We start from the raw sequence: 18,173 nt of genomic DNA on the forward strand, positions 1-18,173 counted from the left end.
TACATCGAAGGAAGGCTGACCACTAGGTCCTGGGAAGATAAAGACGGGAACAAGCGGTATACCACTGAAGTCCGGGCGGAGAACATGATCATGCTGGGAGGTCCCGGTTCCGGTTCCGCTTCCGCCCCTGGTTCCGACCATACAGCAACTGAAAATGAGGCGCCAAGCTCCGCCTCCACGATTGAGGATGACATCCCTTTTTAGCCACTCAATGGGAGAAAAAACATGAGTGAGACATTAGCCATTGTCGTAGGCGGCGGGCCCGCGCCGGGAATCAACGGCGTCATCAGCGCGGCCGGCATCGAGGCGCTCAACCAGGGCAAAACCGTGCTCGGAATCCTGGACGGATTCAAGTGGCTCTCCAAGGGAGACACCGCCCATGTCATGCCCATCTCTCTCTCCCATGTTTCAAGGATCCATCTGAAAGGCGGATCCATCATCCGGACATCAAGAGAGAACCCCACCAAGAGCCCTGAGAAGATGGCTCATGTGATCCGGGCGCTCAGCGAACTTAAGGTGCGATACCTGGTTACCATCGGCGGGGATGACACGGCCTATACATCAAGCCAGGTGGAAAAGGAGGCGAAAGGAAAGATTGCGGTCTGCCATGTTCCCAAGACCATTGACAACGACCTTCCGCTTCCTCCCGGCATCCCCACCTTCGGATATGAAACAGCCCGGGAACTGGGAACAAAGCTCGTTGAAAACCTCATGGAGGATGCCAAGACCGCTGCACGGTGGTATTTTGTCATCGCCATGGGGCGCTCTGCCGGACACCTGGCACTGGGCATGGGAACCGGCGCCGGCGCCACCATGGCCCTGATCCCCGAGGAACTGGGCAAGACCTATTCCCTGCGCAAGGTCTTGAACATTCTGGAAGGCGCAATCATCAAACGTCTCTCCATGGGCAAGGACCATGGCGTGGCCGTGATTGCTGAAGGGGTTGCCGCTCGTCTTGACCCTCAAGAGTTCTCTTTCGTGAAGGACGCACCCAGGGATGAGCACGGCAACATCCGCTTGGCCGAAATCCCCTTCGGCACCATCCTCAAAGATGAAGTGACCAAAGATCTCAAAGAGATGGGGATCAAGATCACCATCGTGGCCAAGGACATCGGCTATGAGCTCCGCTGCAACCCGCCGACCGCCTTTGACCGCCAATACACACGAAATCTCGGGTACAGCGCGGCACGTTTTCTTCTCGACGGGGGCTCCGGCGCCATGATCTTATTCAAGGACGGGAAAACCACCCCTATCCCCTTTGCCGACCTCATGGATCCCAAGACCGGCAAAACCCGCATCCGGACCGTGGATATCCACTCCGAAATCTACCAGACGGCCCGGCGCTATATGATCCGGCTGAATCCCGATGATCTCAAGGGGGATGCCCTCAAACGCCTGGCCGACACGGCAAAGATGAGCCCCGATGAATTCAAAAAGCGGTTCGGGGAGTTCTGATTCTGAATAACCGAAAGAGCATTGTTCTCCTAAACCGTACAAGGAGGGGCCTTTATGCAGATCCTGGAGACCGACCTGCCCGGGATCGGGAAAAAATACTCCGTCTCAACTCGATCCGACGTCACCTATTCGATCATCATCCATAATTCCGGAAAAAGAGAAATCTACAGGTTCGAAAAAGATCAAGAGATCCCTTCGTCCGTCACCGACCTCACAGATGAGGAAGCCCGGCAGGTGGGGGCCATCCTGTCAGGCAGTTACTTCCAGCCGACCACACTGGACCGGATGGAACTGGTGATGAAAGAAATGATTATCGAATGGTACTCATTGGATGATCCGTCTGTTTTGGCGGGTCACACCATTCAGGATCTGGCCATTAGGAAAAAATCAGGGGCATCAATCATCGCCGTGCTTCGCGGTGAAAAGGTGATCCCCAGCCCGGCGCCGGAGGAAGAACTCAAGATCGGGGACACGCTCATGGTGGTCGGAAACCGCGAACAAATCCTCTGTTTCAAGAAAAACTTTTTAGGAGATGTAAAATGACCTGGGAGATGTTAACCGGCTCCACGGTCATTCTTATCTCCCTCTTTCTTGCGGGGAGACTTGCCCTCCACATCGGACAGTCCGTCATCCCGGCTTATATTCTTGTGGGCATATCCGCCCGCCCTCTCATCGGCCATACCCACCTGATCCATTTCTTTGCAGAACTGGGGGTTATCCTTCTCCTCTTTTTTATCGGCATGGAATTCTCCATGGATCGTTTCTTTTCATCGGCGAAAAGAATCTTCCGGGGAGGCATCATCGATCTGCTCATCAATTTTTCTATCGGTCTTTCTATCGGATTTCTTTTGGGATGGCGCTGGCTTGATTCCCTGATCCTGGGAGGGATTGTCTATGTGAGCAGTTCGGCCATCATTTCAAAGATGATCATCGATCAGAAACGCGCCGCCTATCCTGAAACCGAGACTATTCTCGGGATCCTGGTCTTTGAGGACCTGGTCATGGCCGTTTTCATCACCATGGTTTCCGCTGTAGCCACGACACCGGGGACAAGCCCGGTGTATCTTCTCTGGAGCCTCTCCAAGGGGGTTCTTTTCTGTGCCGCTTTCTTTCTGATTATCCGGAAGAGAAAAGGGTGGATCGACCGCCTCTACCACGTCGAATCTCCGGAACTTTTCCTGTTTCTGATTATGGGATCCATTTTCTGCGTAAGCCTGTTCGCCCGCAGTCTGGGCCTGACGGAAGCCATCGGGGCCTTGTTTCTGGGAATGACCTTGTCCGGCACACCGCATAAACCCCGACTGGAAGCGGCGCTCATTCCTTACCGTGATCTCTTGGCCGCTCTCTTTTTCTTATCTTTCGGCCTCCAGATCAAAATACAGGAGTGGCTTGGCCTAATCCCGTTTTGCCTGGCACTGATCGGGATCTCTTTAACCGGGAAACTTATCACAGGTTATCTTGTGGGAAGGCTGGACGGACTGACACACCGGGGGGCCGTAAACACGGGCCTTTTTCTGGTGGTTCGCGGAGAGTTTTCCATCATATTGGCCGGCATCGCAACCGCCACGCCTGAAAATATCCTGTACCTTAAAAGCGTTACGGCCATCTATGTCCTGGTCCTTTCCATAATCGGCTCATGCCTCATGCAGAACACAGAACGGGTCCACGGCATGATCCACCGGATCGGAAAGTTTATTCCAGGCGCCATACCGGAAACCAAAGAATCCTGAGCGCATTCTGTAACGGGAACCTCTTAGATAGACACTGCTCAGCCGTCTTTTCTCCCGAACTCCATTACAGGCTTCTTCATTTCCAGGATCTTTAATGCCTTTAGCAGGGCCACGGCCTCCTGAAGCTGATAGTCGGTCTCTTCAGTCTTCTTCTCTTCCTGAATCCCTGTCTTATCCTGATCCTGTTCAGGTTTCTTTACCGGTTCCGGTTCCACATCCTCCGGGGCATTGTCCAGATCGGGATTCATCAGGTGGCGCTCCAGATCCGACTCCTTGATCATATGGCCATCCTGCTCTCCGGGTTTGATAATGACCCGGTCTTCAACAACCACATCAGGCGTTATCCCCACATTCTGGATGGACTTATCCCTCGGTGTATAATATTTTGCCGTGGTCAGGCGCAGTCCGGAGCCGTCGCTCAAGGGGATCACGGTCTGTACCGACCCCTTTCCGAAGGTCTGTGTCCCCATAATAACGGCCCGGCCCCAATCCTGAAGGGCTCCGGCCACAATTTCACTGGCGCTCGCACTCCCTCCGTTGACCAGGACGACCATGGGAACCTTCGGAAAATCGTTACCCTCCCTGATTTTGTAATCATGCCTTTCTTCGGTGCGGCCCTGGGTGTAAACGACCAGGGTCCCCTTGGGCAGGAATTTCCCGCAGACTTCAACCGCCTGATCCAGCAGTCCGCCGGGGTTATTGCGGAGATCCAGAATCATGGAACTGATCTTGCCCTCCTTGGTCAATTGTTTCAGCGCGTTTTCGAGCTCCTTCCCGCTATCCTGCTGAAATTGGGTGAGATGAAGATACCCGATCTCGTTGTCAATCATCTTAGATTTGATGCTCTTGACATTAATGATTGCCCGTGTGATTTCAAATTTCTTCGGCTTTTTAAATTCCCTGCGCATGATGGTCAGGGTCACCTTGGAGCCGGGCTCTCCGCGCATCATCTTGACCGCGTCCATCAGGCTCATGTCCTTGGTGGACTTGTCGTCCACGCTCAGAATCACATCGCCGGCCTTGAGGCCCGCCTTGTATCCTGGTGTGTCCTCTATAGGGGCGATAATGGTCAGCTCCTTGTCTTTGACCGCAATCTGGATCCCGATCCCGCCGAACTTCCCCTGCGTATCGACCTGGAGTTCCTTGTAGGTATCCGCATCCATGAAAGCGGAATGGGGATCCAGGGAGTTGACCATGCCGTTGATGGCGCCGTAGATCAATTTTTTGGTATCCACATCTTCCACGTAGTTCTGCTGGAGAAGATGCAGAACTTCAGAGAAGATGTTGAGCTGCTCATAGGTCTCTGCGGTTGCCTGAACCCTCTTTCCCCTGACAACCCCTACAAAAACAAGGATCATTATAAAAAGTATCCCTGTAATCAAAAATGGCCGCTTCCTCATGTTTTAAACCTCCGTGATTATGGATGTGCAAGCCAGACCATGGGATCCTGAGGCTCTCCGTGGTATCGAATCTCAAAATACAGGGCAGGCCCTTTCAGGGAGCCTGTATCCCCGACTTTTCCTATCTTCTGTCCCTCCTGAACCCTCTCTTTGACCGAGACCATGACCTGAGAAAGATGGGCATAAAGACTATAATACCCATCGCCGTGATCCAGAATAACCATCTGCCCGTACCCCTTGAACCAGTCGGCGAAAAGGACATTCCCGCCATAGACCGCTTTGACATCGGTCCCTTGACCGGCTCCAATTTCTATCCCCTTGGAGAAGATCACTGTACTTTCGTTCTCATTCTTCTGCCTGCCGAAACTCGTCACCACTTCCCCATGGACAGGCCAGGAGAATTTCCCCTTGAACTTCTCAAAATCACCAAAAAAAGACTTTTTCTTCTTGATGAGCGCGTCAACCGTCTCCTGAAGAGACTTGGCCGATTGTTCCAATTCCTGTAAAAGCTCCTGCTGCGCTGTTTTTTCTTCCCGTAATTTTTTAAGCAGGAGACTCCGCTCTTCCCGCTTGGCCAGGATCTCCAGGTTCTTCCCTTTGAACGCGTCCTGCAAGGACCGAATCTTATCTTCCCGGTCCGTCAGTTCCTGCTGTTTTATGCTGAGTTCTTCATAGACCTTTTTATAGCTCCCGATCGTCTCCCTGTCCTTTTGTGCCATGAGCTGCAGATAACGATATCGCTTCAAGAGTTCTGAATAACTTTCGGCGGAGAAGAGGGCTTTAACGTAAGAGTATCCTCCGTATTTATAAATCTGCACCACTTTGAACGAAAGATACGACTGGAATCTTCCCATATCCGACTTGAGACCCTCGACTTCTCCTTTAATCTGTTCCTTACTTTTTTGGATCTTTTTCAGGTGCAGGTCATACGACTCGAGCTGCTCTTCCTTCAGGGCAAGCTTCTGATCCATGTCCTGGAGCTGAGACAGGAGGCCCTTTTCTTTCCTCTCGAAGTCACGAAGGATCTCCTTTTCCCGGTCTATATTTTTTTGAAGTTCCTGGAGTGAATCCTTCTGAACTTTGATCTGTTTTTCGATCTCCTTTTGCGGCGCCGCCTGTGCCGCGCCAGGCAGGAGACAAAGTATCACAGGTAAGGTCCAAAACGCAAAGGCGGAGCATATTCGTTTCAAACCCGGCATCCCTTCTCACTATATTTTCAAGAAACGTCCCAGTGATATCAGGCTTCCAAAAAAACCCAGAAACATCCCGCCCAGTATGATCCAGAGGATCATGGATACCGGCAGAAATGAGACGGTCATGTCCTGCAGGAAGAACATCCCGGCGCTCTGCCTCAACCGGGGGATCCAGAAGTAGTAAATTCCCAAAAGGAGAAGGAGAGAAAACAACGACCCGAGCAGCCCCTGCAGAAGCCCTTCCATCAGAAAGGGCCCTTTGATAAAACCGTTTGTCGCTCCGATCAGTCTCATGACGGCCAGTTCATCCCTCCTTGCATAAACGGTCAGACGGACCGTATTGGCAATGATAAAAATAATGGCCACCCCCAATAAGCCGCCCAAAATAAACCCCAGGAGGCGGAGGATATTCATAAAGGTCAGCAGGCCTCTGGTCCATTCCTGACCGTATTGGACCTCCTGAAGCTCTGAGATATTTCTGATTTTTTCCACCAGATGGTCAACGGCTTCCCGGTTCTGTGCAGCCTTGGAGAGCTTGATCTCAAAAGAGGCGGGCAGAGGGTTCTCATCCAGCCCTCCCAGCAGATAAACCGCATCTTCATGATCGGACTGTAACCTTTTCAGGGCCTCTTCTTTGGAAACATATTCAACTTTTGAAACCTCCGGATTCTCCCAAAGAATTTTTTTCATATCATCCAACCGGCCTGAAGACGTCCCATCCTTGATATACGCGGTAATCTCCACCTGCTGAACCCAGCCGGATGTAATGTGATTCACATTGGAATAGACGATCAGGAAGGCCCCGAAGATCAGGAGCGCGAAGCCGATCGTGACGACGGCCACTACGCTGATGAATTTATTCCGGCGTACGCTTTTTAACCCCTCGTCAACAAAATAGGTCAGATCCGCTAAGAACATGACTGGCGATCCCTTCAAATTGGCAAGTACGGATGAACCTGACTTTTTTCCTTTTCATGTTCATCAAGATTCATCTCCGTAACCGGATGGGTATCTGAAATACATCTCCCGCTCTGCAGCCGGATGACCCGTTTATTCATCCTTTCCACCATATCCGTGTTGTGCGTCGCCATAACGATGGTCGTCCCTCGGTTATGGATTTCCTTGAGCAGGTCCATGATCTCCGCCGCCACGGCTGCATCCAAATTACCGGTCGGCTCATCCGCCAGGAGAATGACCGGATCATTCACCACGGCCCTGGCTACGGCCACCCGCTGCTGTTCTCCTCCGGAGAGATGAAGCGGGTAGCTGTTCATCTTGTGCTGAAGACCCACACGCCTGAGCACGTCCCAGGCTCTTCGCTTGATCTCATATTTCGGCGTTCCGACGACACGCAGGACAAAGGCAATATTGTCATACACGGTCTTGGAACGGATCAGCTTGAAATCCTGAAAGACAACCCCGATGTTCCGCCTGAGATAGGGGATGCTTCCATTTCGAAGGCGCGATAGGTTCCGCCCATTCACCAGAATCTGGCCTTGATCCGCGCGCTCTTCGCAATAGATGAGCTTCAGAAGCGTGGTTTTCCCCGCCCCGCTCGGCCCGGTAAAAAATACAAACTCCCCTTTTCTGATACGAAGGGTGATGCCCTTCAGGGCGCTGAAATTTTTATCGTATTGCTTATCAACATCAAACATCTGGATCATGGGAAGACAACCTCAATGCTGCGGTTCACCTTAACCAAGTCTTTTCCATTTTCGGAAGCAGCTTTATGGCGGCGGAACTATTCGTCGTCATTCGACAGATAATCGAGAATGACCTCATCTAAGCTCTTCCCCGCTTTAGATACTACGGCGGCCGGAGGGGGCGGTTTCTCTTTCCCTTTTTCATGAAACTTTCCGGCCTTCAGATCCTTGATCATCTGTTTGTGCTGCTCCTTCATCAGTTCACGTACGGCGCTGTCCAGACAGTCTGCCTTTAAGATATCCGCATAACTGACCTTCCTTGAGCAGAGAATCTTCCCGGCCTTATATAAAAGCGTTACAATAACCGGGTTCTTCACTCCGTTATCTTCGGTTTGAACGTGAAAATTTTCACCCTTATAGACAAAATCCGTATTATAGCCTGTCAACATAAAGAGCCAACCCATATCTTGACCGGGGGAAACCCATATCCCTTTTCTTCTCAAAAATATAGCACAGTTAACTCAGCCGTTTCAAGACCTAATATCGGCCTCATTTCTTGACGGGAGCCCTTTACTGTGATAAAGAATGGCCAATCAACCGATTTCTTAGAAATCCCCATGTGGATTTGACTGGCAGGCAACGAACATGTCCAGGCTTTTGATCGACGGATATAACCTTTTGTATACAGCATCCTCTGCCGCGCTGAAATCCGAACAAGAGGTCGAAGATCTGATAGAGAGGCTCCGAAGGTACAAAAGGCAGAAAGCCCACACCATCACGGTGATTTTCGACGGCTATGAGCGGGGCATGCCCATCGAACGCAAGGCGCAAATCAAGGGGATCGGTGTGGTCTATTCCAGGCTTGGAGAGAAGGCGGATCAGGTGATCGAACGGCTGGTTGAACAATGCGGAGGATCCTGCATGGTGGTCACATCCGACAGGGCGCTCTCCGATTCGGTAGAAACCCATGGGGCGGTGGTTATGGACTCTGAAGCGTTCATAGAGCGCCTGAACATAGCGGAATATTCCGAGTTCAAAGGCGCTTTCGAAGCAGATGAATCCGAAAAGACTCCCATCCATACCAAAAAAAAAGGAAATCCAAAGAAAAAATCAAAAAAAGAACGGGAGCGGATCAGAAAACTCAATAAATTATAACGGAAATCATAAAGGATGATGATGCCCAGAGAGACGACAATCCTTACGCCGGTCAAGGCAAAGGGTAACAGGATCGACCTCTTTCTTGCCAAATCCAGACCTGAATTAGGTCTTTCCCGTACTCGGATTCAGGAGTTGATCCGGCAAGGTCTCATCACGATCGACGGGAAACCGGTCAAGATCCACCAAAAAATCTCAGGGGAGGAAACCGTACAGATTACGATCCCGGAAATCCGCCCGCTCAATCTGCTCCCATCGGACATCCCCTTCGGCATCCTCTATGAAGATGCCGACCTGATTGTGCTGAATAAACCCTCGGGGATGGTGGTTCACCCGGCCCCAGGCAACAGGGAAGGGACACTCGTCAACGCCCTGCTCTATCACTGCAAGGACCTCTCAGGAATCGGGGGCGTGGAACGTCCCGGCATCGTGCACCGCTTGGACAAGGATACCTCGGGCGTGATGGTCGCAGTAAAAAACGATCGGACACACCATGCTCTTGCGGCGCAGATTAAAGCCCGGAAGATTAAGAAGATCTATGCGGCCGTGGTCCAGGGGGAAATAAAAAAGGACTCTGACTCCATCGTGGCTCCGATCGGCAGGCATGACCGGTTTCGGAAAAAAATGACGGTCCGTTTGATAAAAGGAAGAGAGGCCATCACCTTTTATCAGGTTGAGGAGCGATTTGAAGGATATACACTCGTCCAGGTCCGGTTGAAAACCGGAAGAACCCACCAGATTCGTGTGCATTTTTCTCATGTTCACCATCCGGTTGCCGGTGATCCGGTTTATGGAGGGAAACATTTCCAGAAGATCCACCATCATGGAAGGGAGATGGCCGTCAAACGGCAGATGCTCCATTCCCGTCTGCTGGGCTTCATTCATCCCGGAACTGGAAAATATATGGAGTTCGAAGCGGAGATCCCGCCGGATATGCAGGAGGTTATCGGCTTTCTCAGGGGCCGGGCATAAGCTGCAAGGGCAGGTACAATTTATTGTTTTTGCTATAGTGGAAAAGAAGGGGGCAAGGGGTCCAGTGTTTTTCTTTGAAGATTTTGCTTGTGTTTCAGTATTTCACTTGAATCCTTGACCCCTGGAATCCTTGACCCCTGGAATCCTATACTCTTGAAAAAGGAGGCATGCTTTTTTGGCGCACAAGAAAAAAATACAAGGAAACACCCTCGGGTTAAAACCGAGCCAGATCCAGGCACTGGACAGGATTTACCGGAGGAGAATCCCGCCGGACCGGGTGATCACAGAAGAACTTGCCCGGTACCTCACGGAACTCTCTTATGAGATCGGAAGACAGATCGGCGTCCTCACGGACCGCAAAGGGAACATCCTGACCGCGGTGGTCGGCGACCGGCGAGGGATCCTGATTCCGGATCTCTCATCCTATCGCGTCTCGATCACCCGGCTGTGCGGTCTTAGGCTGATTCATACCCATCTCGGAAGCGAGCCCTTGACCAAGGATGATCTGACCGATCTCTCTCTGCTGCGTTTAGATCTGATCGCAGCGATTACGGTCGGAGAACGGGGACTCCCGGGTCTTGTCCATATGGCCCATCTTGCGCCCCGCAAAAATCATGGCGACCCCTGGAAGGTCTTACCCCCCCTTTTGGTTCATCAGATTCCCATCCGGTTTTCAGACTGGATCCAGGATCTGGAAAGCGAGATCACCAGATCTCAAACCGCAGCCGGAACCCAAAACCGGAAAGACCGGGCCATTCTGATCCGGATCACCACCGGCAGATATGCCGACGCACAGGATTCCATCGAAGAACTCAAGGAGCTGGCCCGTACGGACGGGATTCATGTATTGGACACTGTCATACAACAGCTTCCAAAGGTCCATCCCAAATTCGTGATGGGAGAAGGGAAGATCAAGGAGATCATCATCTCAGCCAAACAATCCGGTGCGGACCTGATCGCCTTTGATCAGGAATTGACCCCGGGCCAGGCCCGCTCCATCGCCGATCTGACCGATATGCGCGTCATTGACCGTACCCAGTTGATTCTGGATATATTCGCCCAGCACGCCAAGACCCGAGAAGGAAAGGTTCAGGTGGAGCTGGCACAACTGCATTACCTCCTCCCCCGTCTGACCGAGAGAGACTCGGGCCTTTCAAGATTGACCGGCGGCATCGGAGGCAGAGGGCCCGGAGAAACCAAACTCGAGATCAGCCGGCGGCGTACCAGGGAACGTATCCAGCGGCTTGAAAAGGAATTAAAACAGATCAACCTTGCGAGAATGCAGCGCAGGGCAAGCAGGATCCGCAAAGAGATCCCGATCATCTCCATCGTCGGATATACCAATGCCGGCAAGTCTACCCTGCTGAATGCCCTGACTCAAAGTTCGGTCCTGGTGGAAGACAAACTTTTTGCCACCTTGGATACCGCCGCCAGGCGGCTTCGATTTCCACGTGAACGGGATGTGATCATGACGGATACCGTGGGTTTTATCCGTGACCTGCCTGAAGACCTTTTTGGAGCCTTCAAGGCCACGCTGGATGAACTCCATGATGCCGACCTCCTTCTCCATGTTGTGGATCTGCCAAACCCGCACTTTGAGGACCATATCCGGGCCGTGGAAAAAATCCTATCAGATCTCAATCTCCTTTCCGTTCCAAGCCTTTTGATTTTCAACAAGATCGACCTCATGGATAAGAGACTGGCGGCAAATCTCTGCAGGCGCTACAACGCCATCCCGGTCTCTGCAGCATTGAAGGAAGGATTGACCGAGGTTACGAAGAGAATAGAGAAAACCATCTGGGGGAAAGCTCATATGAGGAGAGCCGTGAAACCCGGGGGAAAAACAGCTTTATAACCCTATAGCGAGACACGATGGAACTCGCTGAAATTTAAAAAGGAGTAACATGTCTTTTTTCAAATCCCTGTTCGGACGAGATGCAGAAACCTATAAGAAAAGGGGAGAGGCCTATATGTCATCCGGCCGATGGGGAGAGGCGCGCCTGGAACTGGATAACGCCCTCCGGCAATTGAAGGATCCAAAGGACCTTAGAAGACAGGAAATCGAGAAAAAAATCGAAGAGGCCACCTGCCGTCTGGCACGGTCCCATGAAGAGGAAGGGGATCATCTCCGGGACTCCGGACTCCTTAAGGAGGCTTTCGAACATTACGAACTGGCCTTGTCACTTTTTGAAAAGCAAGAAGACCTGCAGAGGGTGGAAAAAAAATTGGCTGCTGACCTCGCTTCATCCTCGTCTTCGCCTTCAAGATTTTTCTTGGATGAACACCTTGCCGGTCCCCAGCCTTCTCACCCTCAAACACCGGCGCACATCGAGGGAAACCCTCTGGAGTATTTCGAAGTTCTTGTGAATACTCTAAATTCCGATATCGCAGAAGAATACCGCGCCCTGGGAGAAGATTTCGCTTTGGCTTATGTCTACGCCAACCATGGAGATTTTAAGACAGCCATTGAATATTATGAAAAGGCATTCATGAAACATCCTGAGCAGAGGGTGTTACTCAAAGAGATGGGGAGAGCTTTTCTTTTTCAGGGGGAGATCCCATCGGCTCTCAATAAACTGGCCTCGGCCCGAAACCATCTCCCGGACGATCTGGATTTGTCTTATCTTCTCGCCTCGGCCTATACTGAAGATCATCATTTAGAAGCGGCCATGGCCATCCTCCAGGAAGTTCAAAAAAAACATCCCGAAGAGATCGAAGCATTTCTGATGATGGGCGACCTCTATGTCAAAGGCGGCGAAACGGCGAAAGCCGGAGAGGTCTACCATGAGGCCTTGAAGGTCGCGCCTGAATCTTACGAAGCCCATAGCCGGCTTGGGGCTTTGGCGCTTTCACAGGGAGACAAATCTCTTGCCATGACGCACTATGCTGAAGCTGTGGAACACGGAAGCCATGTTCAGGATATGGTCATTCTATCCGACCTCTACCTTCAAGAGGCGGGAGATTTAGACAGCGCCCTCGGATTATTGAATAAGGCCCTCTATTACGACTCGCAGAGACGCTGGTTCTACCTGGTGCGGATTGGAGAAGTCTATCTAAAAAAGGGCTGGAATGACAAAGCACGAGAGGTCCTTGAGCAGGCCCGAGATCTGGTCCCCCAGGACCAGAAGGAGGTTTTGCAGAAGATCAACGCTTTCTTGGAGACATGAGACAAAAAAACCGATGGAGCACCCTTCCGGTACTTCTTAACCGCGTTGCGGCTCCTTCTACCCTAAAGGAAACTTGAGAACAAACTGGCTCCCCCTGTTGGGTATGCTGCTTACCTCTATGTCTCCGCCATGGGCCTCCATGATGGTTTTGCACTGGTAAAGACCGATCCCAAGCCCTTTCTTCTTGGTAGAGATAAAAGGCTTGAAGAGCCGGCTTCTTATAAACTCTTCGGTCATTCCTATTCCATTGTCCAGAAATTCAACATGGACGCACCCATTCTTCGAATATGAAGAGACCTCAATCCTTCCCCTTCCTGCAGGAAGGGATTGAATAGCATTCAGCGTCAAATTTACAAGGACTTTCTTGACATACTCGGCGTCAGCCTGAATCTGCGGGAGGTCGTTTAAATCCGTTAAAATTTCAAGCCCCTTGATGCTTCCCGCCTTGGTGCTTTCCAAGACTTCCGTAATCAGCCGGTTGATGTGGACTGGGTTTTTCTTTATCTCCAGCTTTTTGGGAAGTGTGGAGAGCTTTTCAATGAGTTCCTTCATCTTATCCACGGTGTTCAGCAGCGTGGAGAGGAGATCCTTTTGAAATTCCGGTTTATCCATGTTTTGCTCGGCATTTTGGAGAACAAGTGAGATGGAGGAGACCAGATTTTTCATATCATGAACCAGGAATGAGGAGATCTTATGAAAGGATTCCGTCTCTTTGGTGACCGCCACCTCCTCTATCCATTTTGCGCTGGCAATAGCGCCGGCAGCCTGATGGGCAATGATCTTCAGGAGTTCATAATCCTCTTCGGAATAATCTCCTCCATTCATCACGCCACTTAAAGTGATCATCCCCTCAAGCTGATCACCCGTTCGCAGGGGGACTACCATGGCAATCTTAAAGCGCTTAAAGAAATCTTCGTGGCGGCTGAGAATATTCTGGACATCAGGATCTTTGGACTCGAGAGGTTCCGAGTGGTGCAGTAAATATTGAACCAAAGGGGATTCTTCCCGCAGCAATTCAGCTTTTTTAGGGAGATTCCTGCTCTTGCTAAAACAAAGATCGCCGCTTCGTTCATTATACAGCCATATGGAGACCTGATTGACCCAGAGCGTCTCGGTAATCATCTCGATGATTTTGAGAAGAAGATTCGGAAGGTCATGAGCTTCGCTGATCTTCCGGGTGAACTCATTCCATTCCAGACGATAGTCATACTTGTAACGGTAGAAATGAACATTGACAAAACGTTTTAATCTTTTTTGCAGATTTGAGGAGAGAAGAAAAACGGCGAGAAGAATCAAGGTGAATGATACGAATGTTGCGGTCAGGAGCAGATCCCAACGGCCTCCGATACTTCTGACCAGATAGCCCAGAATACCGATCACCAGAAGGTAAAGTCCAACTCCAAAGGCCGCAACCGAGGTATAGACCACGTGACGGGAAACAAAGATATCCACCTTCAGCAAGCGGTGCCGGATCACGGCAAATGAGATCATTCCCCAGCAGATCGCATAGACAACGAATCCTGCCAGCAGGAGATCCAGGTGGATCGAATGGTAGAGCAGAAGGATGCTCCCCAAAAAGAGCGAATAGAGGCTGCCGGATGTAATACCCAGCAAAAGGAACTTCAGCCTTTCTCTCTGGATCCCATGGATGGCACGATACGTCTGCTCCATCTGCAGGAAAATAACCAAAAGGCTCAGGATCAGGTAGACACTGAAGGCGGCGCCGACAGGGCCGAAGAGAATGATCCATTTGCCCGAGACCAGACTGATTGCTTGAAGAAAGCCCGGATTGAATGCATATAAGGAGAATAAAATGCCGGCAAAACTCACAGCGGGAACGGCCACTTTTTTAAATCCCCTGAAAAATGGGAACGGCATCTGAATGTGGTGAAAGGAGAAGAGAACAACGAGGATGGGATTCAGTGAGGCGAAGACCAGAGATCCTCTCAGATAGACCATGTCAATTCCGGAAGGAAGCCATCGCAAAGCCATGAAGAACGAGAATGCCATGAGGCTTTGCAAGATAGCCGCTCCGCCCAGGGCATAAGCTGCCGTCTTCTTTCTGCTCCGGGTCAGGAGGAGGATCCCGACGGCCAAAGAGACTATGGCCAGGATGCTTGAAAGCAAGGAATAGATATTCATGACTTTATCTGAATGAATTTACGGAAATTTTGTTTATTATGGCATAGATCGCAAAACGCGTCTATAAGAAAAAAGAGGCAGGAGAGATTTCTCCTGCCTCTTTCAGGATCAAGAGGTTTATCCCTTTCTCGTCCGTCTCAATACCAAGAGGATGAATGGGGGGATGAAGAGAAGGAATCCATCCGGGATACTCCCGTGGTTTTGTGAAACTCGGCATCCGCCGCCGCCACCACCGCCGCCGGAACCGGCTGCCGGACTATCGGCGGGCGCGCTTATGGCCTCCTCCGGCTCCGAGATAAAGCCGGGGTCCTCGATGATGCCGTTTGCGATGTGGTCTGTATCACCCACACCGCCATCGGCCAGGGTAAATGACATGATATTTCCGGAAACCATGGCATCCACCTGAGTATAACCGATGTTCGGATCGTACTTCCAATACTGGGAATTCTTTTTAAAATTCCGGCCAATGATGACCTGCACGGTTACCGTTTCACCGACATTGATATCTCTCAGCTTGAACTGCAGGCCGCCATATCTTAATGGCACCGAAGGTTTCCACCTCTCCGTTAAGATGGCATCAGGGATAAACGCCGCATCCGTGATACGGCAGCCGTTTCTACCGACCTTCAAGGCCATCTTCCCGATCTTCCCGACAAAGGAAGCGATGGTCTCATCCTTCCTGTCGGGTATTCCATTCCCATCCATATCTTCTCTTGACTCTTCAATGTCCGGGATCCCGTCATTATCCGAGTCAGGATCCAGGGCATTGATGATCCCGTCTTCATCCGTATCTTCCGGGCTATTCATGTTTCCAATCTCTTCCGAGTCAGTAATGCCGTCCTGATCACTGTCGGTGAGATTCGGGTTCAGTCCAATACTCGTCTCCTGTATATTCGTGAATCCGTCTCCGTCCTGGTCACCGAGCGGCCCATCCGTATCATCTTGATCAATATAGTTGGGAGCGCCGTCTCCATCAACATCTCCCATTCCTTCATCTTTATCAGAATGGCCGTCATTATCCGAATCGGTATCCAGGGCGTCGATGATCCCGTCTCCATCCGAATCAAGCGGCCATGGAAGTGATCCGAATTCTGTTCCGTCATCCATCCCGTCACCATCAGAGTCCGCAAGGTTGGGATTCATCATATAGGTGACCTCGGTCGAATTATTGATCCCGTCTTCGTCCTGATCACCGAGCGGCCCATCACTATCGTCTTTATCGATATAGTTTAGAGCGCCGTCGCCGTCAACATCTCCTGCCCCTTCAATACTGTCGGCTTTCCCGTCATTATCCGAGTCGAGGTCCAGGGCATCGATGATCCCGTCTCCATCCGTGTCCAGAGGAGTCAAGAGAGATCCCCACTCTACAAAATCGGAGATCCCGTCCCCATCCGAATCTGCTGACTGCGGATTGAGGCCATATTTGATTTCAAGCTCATCCGTCAGACCATCGTTGTCGGCATCCTGGGTGGAAGAAGGATTGGCCACACTGATGGTTATGGCTGAACTCGCCTGTGCTCCGCCGTTATCCGTCACGGTCAACGTTGCCGTGTAGGTACCGGCGGCGCTGTAGGTGTGAGACGGGTTCGTGCTCGTAGATGTCGAGCCGTCGCCAAAATTCCAGCTATAGGAAACAATCGTCCCGTCACTGTCCGAGGCCGAGGCTGTAAAGCTTACGGCCAGCGGGGCCGTGCCGCTTGAGGGCGAAGCCGCGATGGATGCCGTGGGGGCCTGGTTCGGCGCAGAGACCACGATCTGTTTCGTGGCCGAGCCCGTGGCCCCGCTGTTATCTGTGACCGTAAGGGTTACGGTGAAGGTCCCGGGGGAGTCAAAAATATGTGAGGGATTTTGAATATTTGCGCTTGACCCGTCCCCAAAGTTCCATGTATAATTTGTAACCGTTCCATCAGTATCGGCGCCGGTACCACTAAAGCTGACCGAAAGGGGCGCAATCCCTTCGGTCGGCGTGGCGCCGATTGCCGCCGTGGGCGGCACATTTGTCGGCGGAGGCGCCGCCTCGACCACCACCAATACCGTATCCGGATTGCTCTGCAACTTGCCATCGCTGACCACGAGCTGAAAACCCAGGGTCTGTCCCGAAACAGCCGTTGTTACCGAGAAGAAGGGGGTGGCCGTAGTCCCTCCCATCAGGTTCACGAAGGAACCTTGCGTTTGTGTCCAGGAGAAAGTCAACGCATTGCCGTCCGGGTCCGAACTTGAAGAACCGTTCAGGGTTACCTGGACGCTCCCTTGGGACAATTGTGATTGGGTCACGCTCATATCCGGCCCGGCATTGGCTGTCGGAGCATGGTTCACTGAAGGCGGAGGAGAGACCACAACGATTTGAACACTGTTCAGGCCGGTTGCTCCTCCATCGTCAGTAACGGTAAGAGTGGCCGTGTAGTTTCCAACTGAACCATAGGTGTGCGTGGTATTTTGTGATGACGAATTTGATCCGTCTCCAAATGACCATGAATAGCTCGATACCGTTCCATCAGTATCGGCGCCGGCGCCACTAAAGCTGACCGAAAGGGGCGCAATCCCTTCGGTCGGCGTGGCGCCGATTGCCGCCGTAGGCGGGCTGTTGCCTACAGGATCAACCGCCGTAATCTCATTCGAATACCCGCTTTCATTAGAACTCGTATCATAGGCAGTTACCGCAATATAATACGTCGTCCCCGTGGTCAGGCCGGAGAGGGCAAATGCCGGGTTTGAGGGGTCGGCAAGCGATGATACGGGTACGGTGATCGGCGAGTCGCCTTGTGCCAGGCCCGCACCGTCGTAAGGCGCTCCGGATTGATCCGTGTCATAGTAGATCTTATACCCGGCAAGGTCCGTGCACGGCGTCCCGTCCGCATTCGTTGTGGAAGGCTGCCAGGCCAAGGTAATCGAGGCCTCCGCCCTATTTGTTCCAGCAGAGATAATAATAAAGAAAAAAAGTGCGAAGATCCCTTTGGCCAACCCATCTCTTAATGCAATATGTTTCATAATACTTCCCCTAAAATAAAAAAGCCGCCAAGAAGGATGATTCCTCTGGCGGCCCGGCTGACATGAAATACAGTGTCGGTGATCCGTGATCAGTGCCAGTAAAATCACGGACACTTAATCACTCACACTGTTTCTGACGTCCCGTAACTCTGCGTCCCACGGTTTCCCGTGGTTTGCTCTGAGCAAAGGAGCTATGTTGCCGATTGCTTATGACATGGCATTCAACTCCGCAATGGGGCAAATAAAAAACCCATCACACCGCGAAAGGCATGATGGGTAAAAAATTCCAAGGCGTATGTGCGCCTAAATTTTCCACCACTTCGGGATG

Annotated in this window: 14 protein-coding genes, 1 pseudogene and 1 other annotated feature; of the genes and pseudogenes, 8 read left to right on the forward strand and 7 right to left on the reverse strand. The window is 51.6% G+C overall.

Annotated features, from left to right (window positions below):
- The 4 genes and pseudogenes from AUK29_04915 (at window position 1) to AUK29_04930 (ending at window position 3,185) form a co-directional block, all read left to right on the forward strand.
- A pseudogene (locus tag AUK29_04915) lies at window positions 1-204 on the forward strand (hypothetical protein).
- Window positions 205-225: 21 nt separating this feature from the next.
- Window positions 226-1,455, forward strand: coding sequence for a 6-phosphofructokinase (locus AUK29_04920; GenBank protein ID OIP64274.1), 1,230 nt, complete (start codon window positions 226-228; stop codon window positions 1,453-1,455).
- A gap of 54 nt (window positions 1,456-1,509) precedes the next feature.
- The gene (locus AUK29_04925) at window positions 1,510-1,998 is read left to right on the forward strand and encodes a hypothetical protein (protein OIP64275.1); all 489 of its coding nucleotides are present in this window, start codon (window positions 1,510-1,512) and stop codon (window positions 1,996-1,998) included.
- Complete coding sequence (locus AUK29_04930; protein OIP64276.1) at window positions 1,995-3,185, forward strand: hypothetical protein; 1,191 nt, start codon at window positions 1,995-1,997, stop codon at window positions 3,183-3,185. Before AUK29_04925 ends, AUK29_04930 begins: the two co-directional genes overlap by 4 nt.
- Before the next feature lie 38 nt (window positions 3,186-3,223).
- Here the strand turns inward: AUK29_04930 and AUK29_04935 are convergent, their stop codons facing one another.
- The 5 genes from AUK29_04935 to AUK29_04955 form a co-directional block, all read right to left on the reverse strand.
- Entirely contained in the window at window positions 3,224-4,585 is a 1,362-nt protein-coding gene (locus AUK29_04935) for a hypothetical protein (protein ID OIP64277.1), read from the reverse strand.
- Between the two features lie 17 nt (window positions 4,586-4,602).
- A complete protein-coding gene (locus AUK29_04940) occupies window positions 4,603-5,775 on the reverse strand; it encodes a hypothetical protein (protein ID OIP64278.1) in 1,173 nt (390 codons plus the stop codon).
- A gap of 18 nt (window positions 5,776-5,793) precedes the next feature.
- Entirely contained in the window at window positions 5,794-6,696 is a 903-nt protein-coding gene (locus tag AUK29_04945) for a hypothetical protein (protein ID OIP64279.1), read from the reverse strand.
- A 14-nt stretch (window positions 6,697-6,710) separates the two neighbouring features.
- Window positions 6,711-7,442: a cell division ATP-binding protein FtsE gene (locus tag AUK29_04950; GenBank protein ID OIP64280.1), complete on the reverse strand. Its 732-nt coding sequence runs from the start codon at window positions 7,440-7,442 to the stop codon at window positions 6,711-6,713.
- Between the two features lie 77 nt (window positions 7,443-7,519).
- A complete protein-coding gene (locus tag AUK29_04955; GenBank protein OIP64287.1) occupies window positions 7,520-7,870 on the reverse strand; it encodes a hypothetical protein in 351 nt (116 codons plus the stop codon).
- Between the two features lie 196 nt (window positions 7,871-8,066).
- On the opposite strand from AUK29_04955, the gene AUK29_04960 reads away from it, so the two are divergent.
- The 4 genes from AUK29_04960 to AUK29_04975 all read left to right on the forward strand — a co-directional run bounded on the left by AUK29_04960 (window position 8,067) and on the right by AUK29_04975 (window position 12,715).
- Window positions 8,067-8,576 (forward strand): hypothetical protein, encoded by a 510-nt coding sequence (locus tag AUK29_04960; protein ID OIP64281.1) that lies wholly within the window; start codon window positions 8,067-8,069, stop codon window positions 8,574-8,576.
- Window positions 8,577-8,591: 15 nt separating this feature from the next.
- Window positions 8,592-9,548 (forward strand): hypothetical protein, encoded by a 957-nt coding sequence (locus AUK29_04965; protein OIP64282.1) that lies wholly within the window; start codon window positions 8,592-8,594, stop codon window positions 9,546-9,548.
- 175 nt (window positions 9,549-9,723) lie between these two features.
- Entirely contained in the window at window positions 9,724-11,403 is a 1,680-nt protein-coding gene (locus AUK29_04970; protein OIP64283.1) for a GTPase HflX, read from the forward strand.
- 49 nt (window positions 11,404-11,452) lie between these two features.
- Window positions 11,453-12,715 (forward strand): hypothetical protein, encoded by a 1,263-nt coding sequence (locus AUK29_04975; protein OIP64284.1) that lies wholly within the window; start codon window positions 11,453-11,455, stop codon window positions 12,713-12,715.
- 57 nt (window positions 12,716-12,772) lie between these two features.
- On the opposite strand, the gene AUK29_04980 is transcribed toward AUK29_04975, so the two are convergent.
- Window positions 12,773-14,857, reverse strand: coding sequence for a hypothetical protein (locus AUK29_04980; GenBank protein ID OIP64285.1), 2,085 nt, complete (start codon window positions 14,855-14,857; stop codon window positions 12,773-12,775).
- 117 nt (window positions 14,858-14,974) lie between these two features.
- Window positions 14,975-17,845, reverse strand: coding sequence for a hypothetical protein (locus AUK29_04985; GenBank protein OIP64286.1), 2,871 nt, complete (start codon window positions 17,843-17,845; stop codon window positions 14,975-14,977).
- 44 nt (window positions 17,846-17,889) lie between these two features.
- Window positions 17,890-18,033, reverse strand: a binding site (cyclic di-GMP riboswitch class I).
- Window positions 18,034-18,173: the final 140 nt, after the last annotated feature.

Source organism: Nitrospirae bacterium CG2_30_53_67, from assembly GCA_001873285.1.
Lineage (GTDB): Bacteria > CG2-30-53-67 > CG2-30-53-67 > CG2-30-53-67 > CG2-30-53-67 > CG2-30-53-67.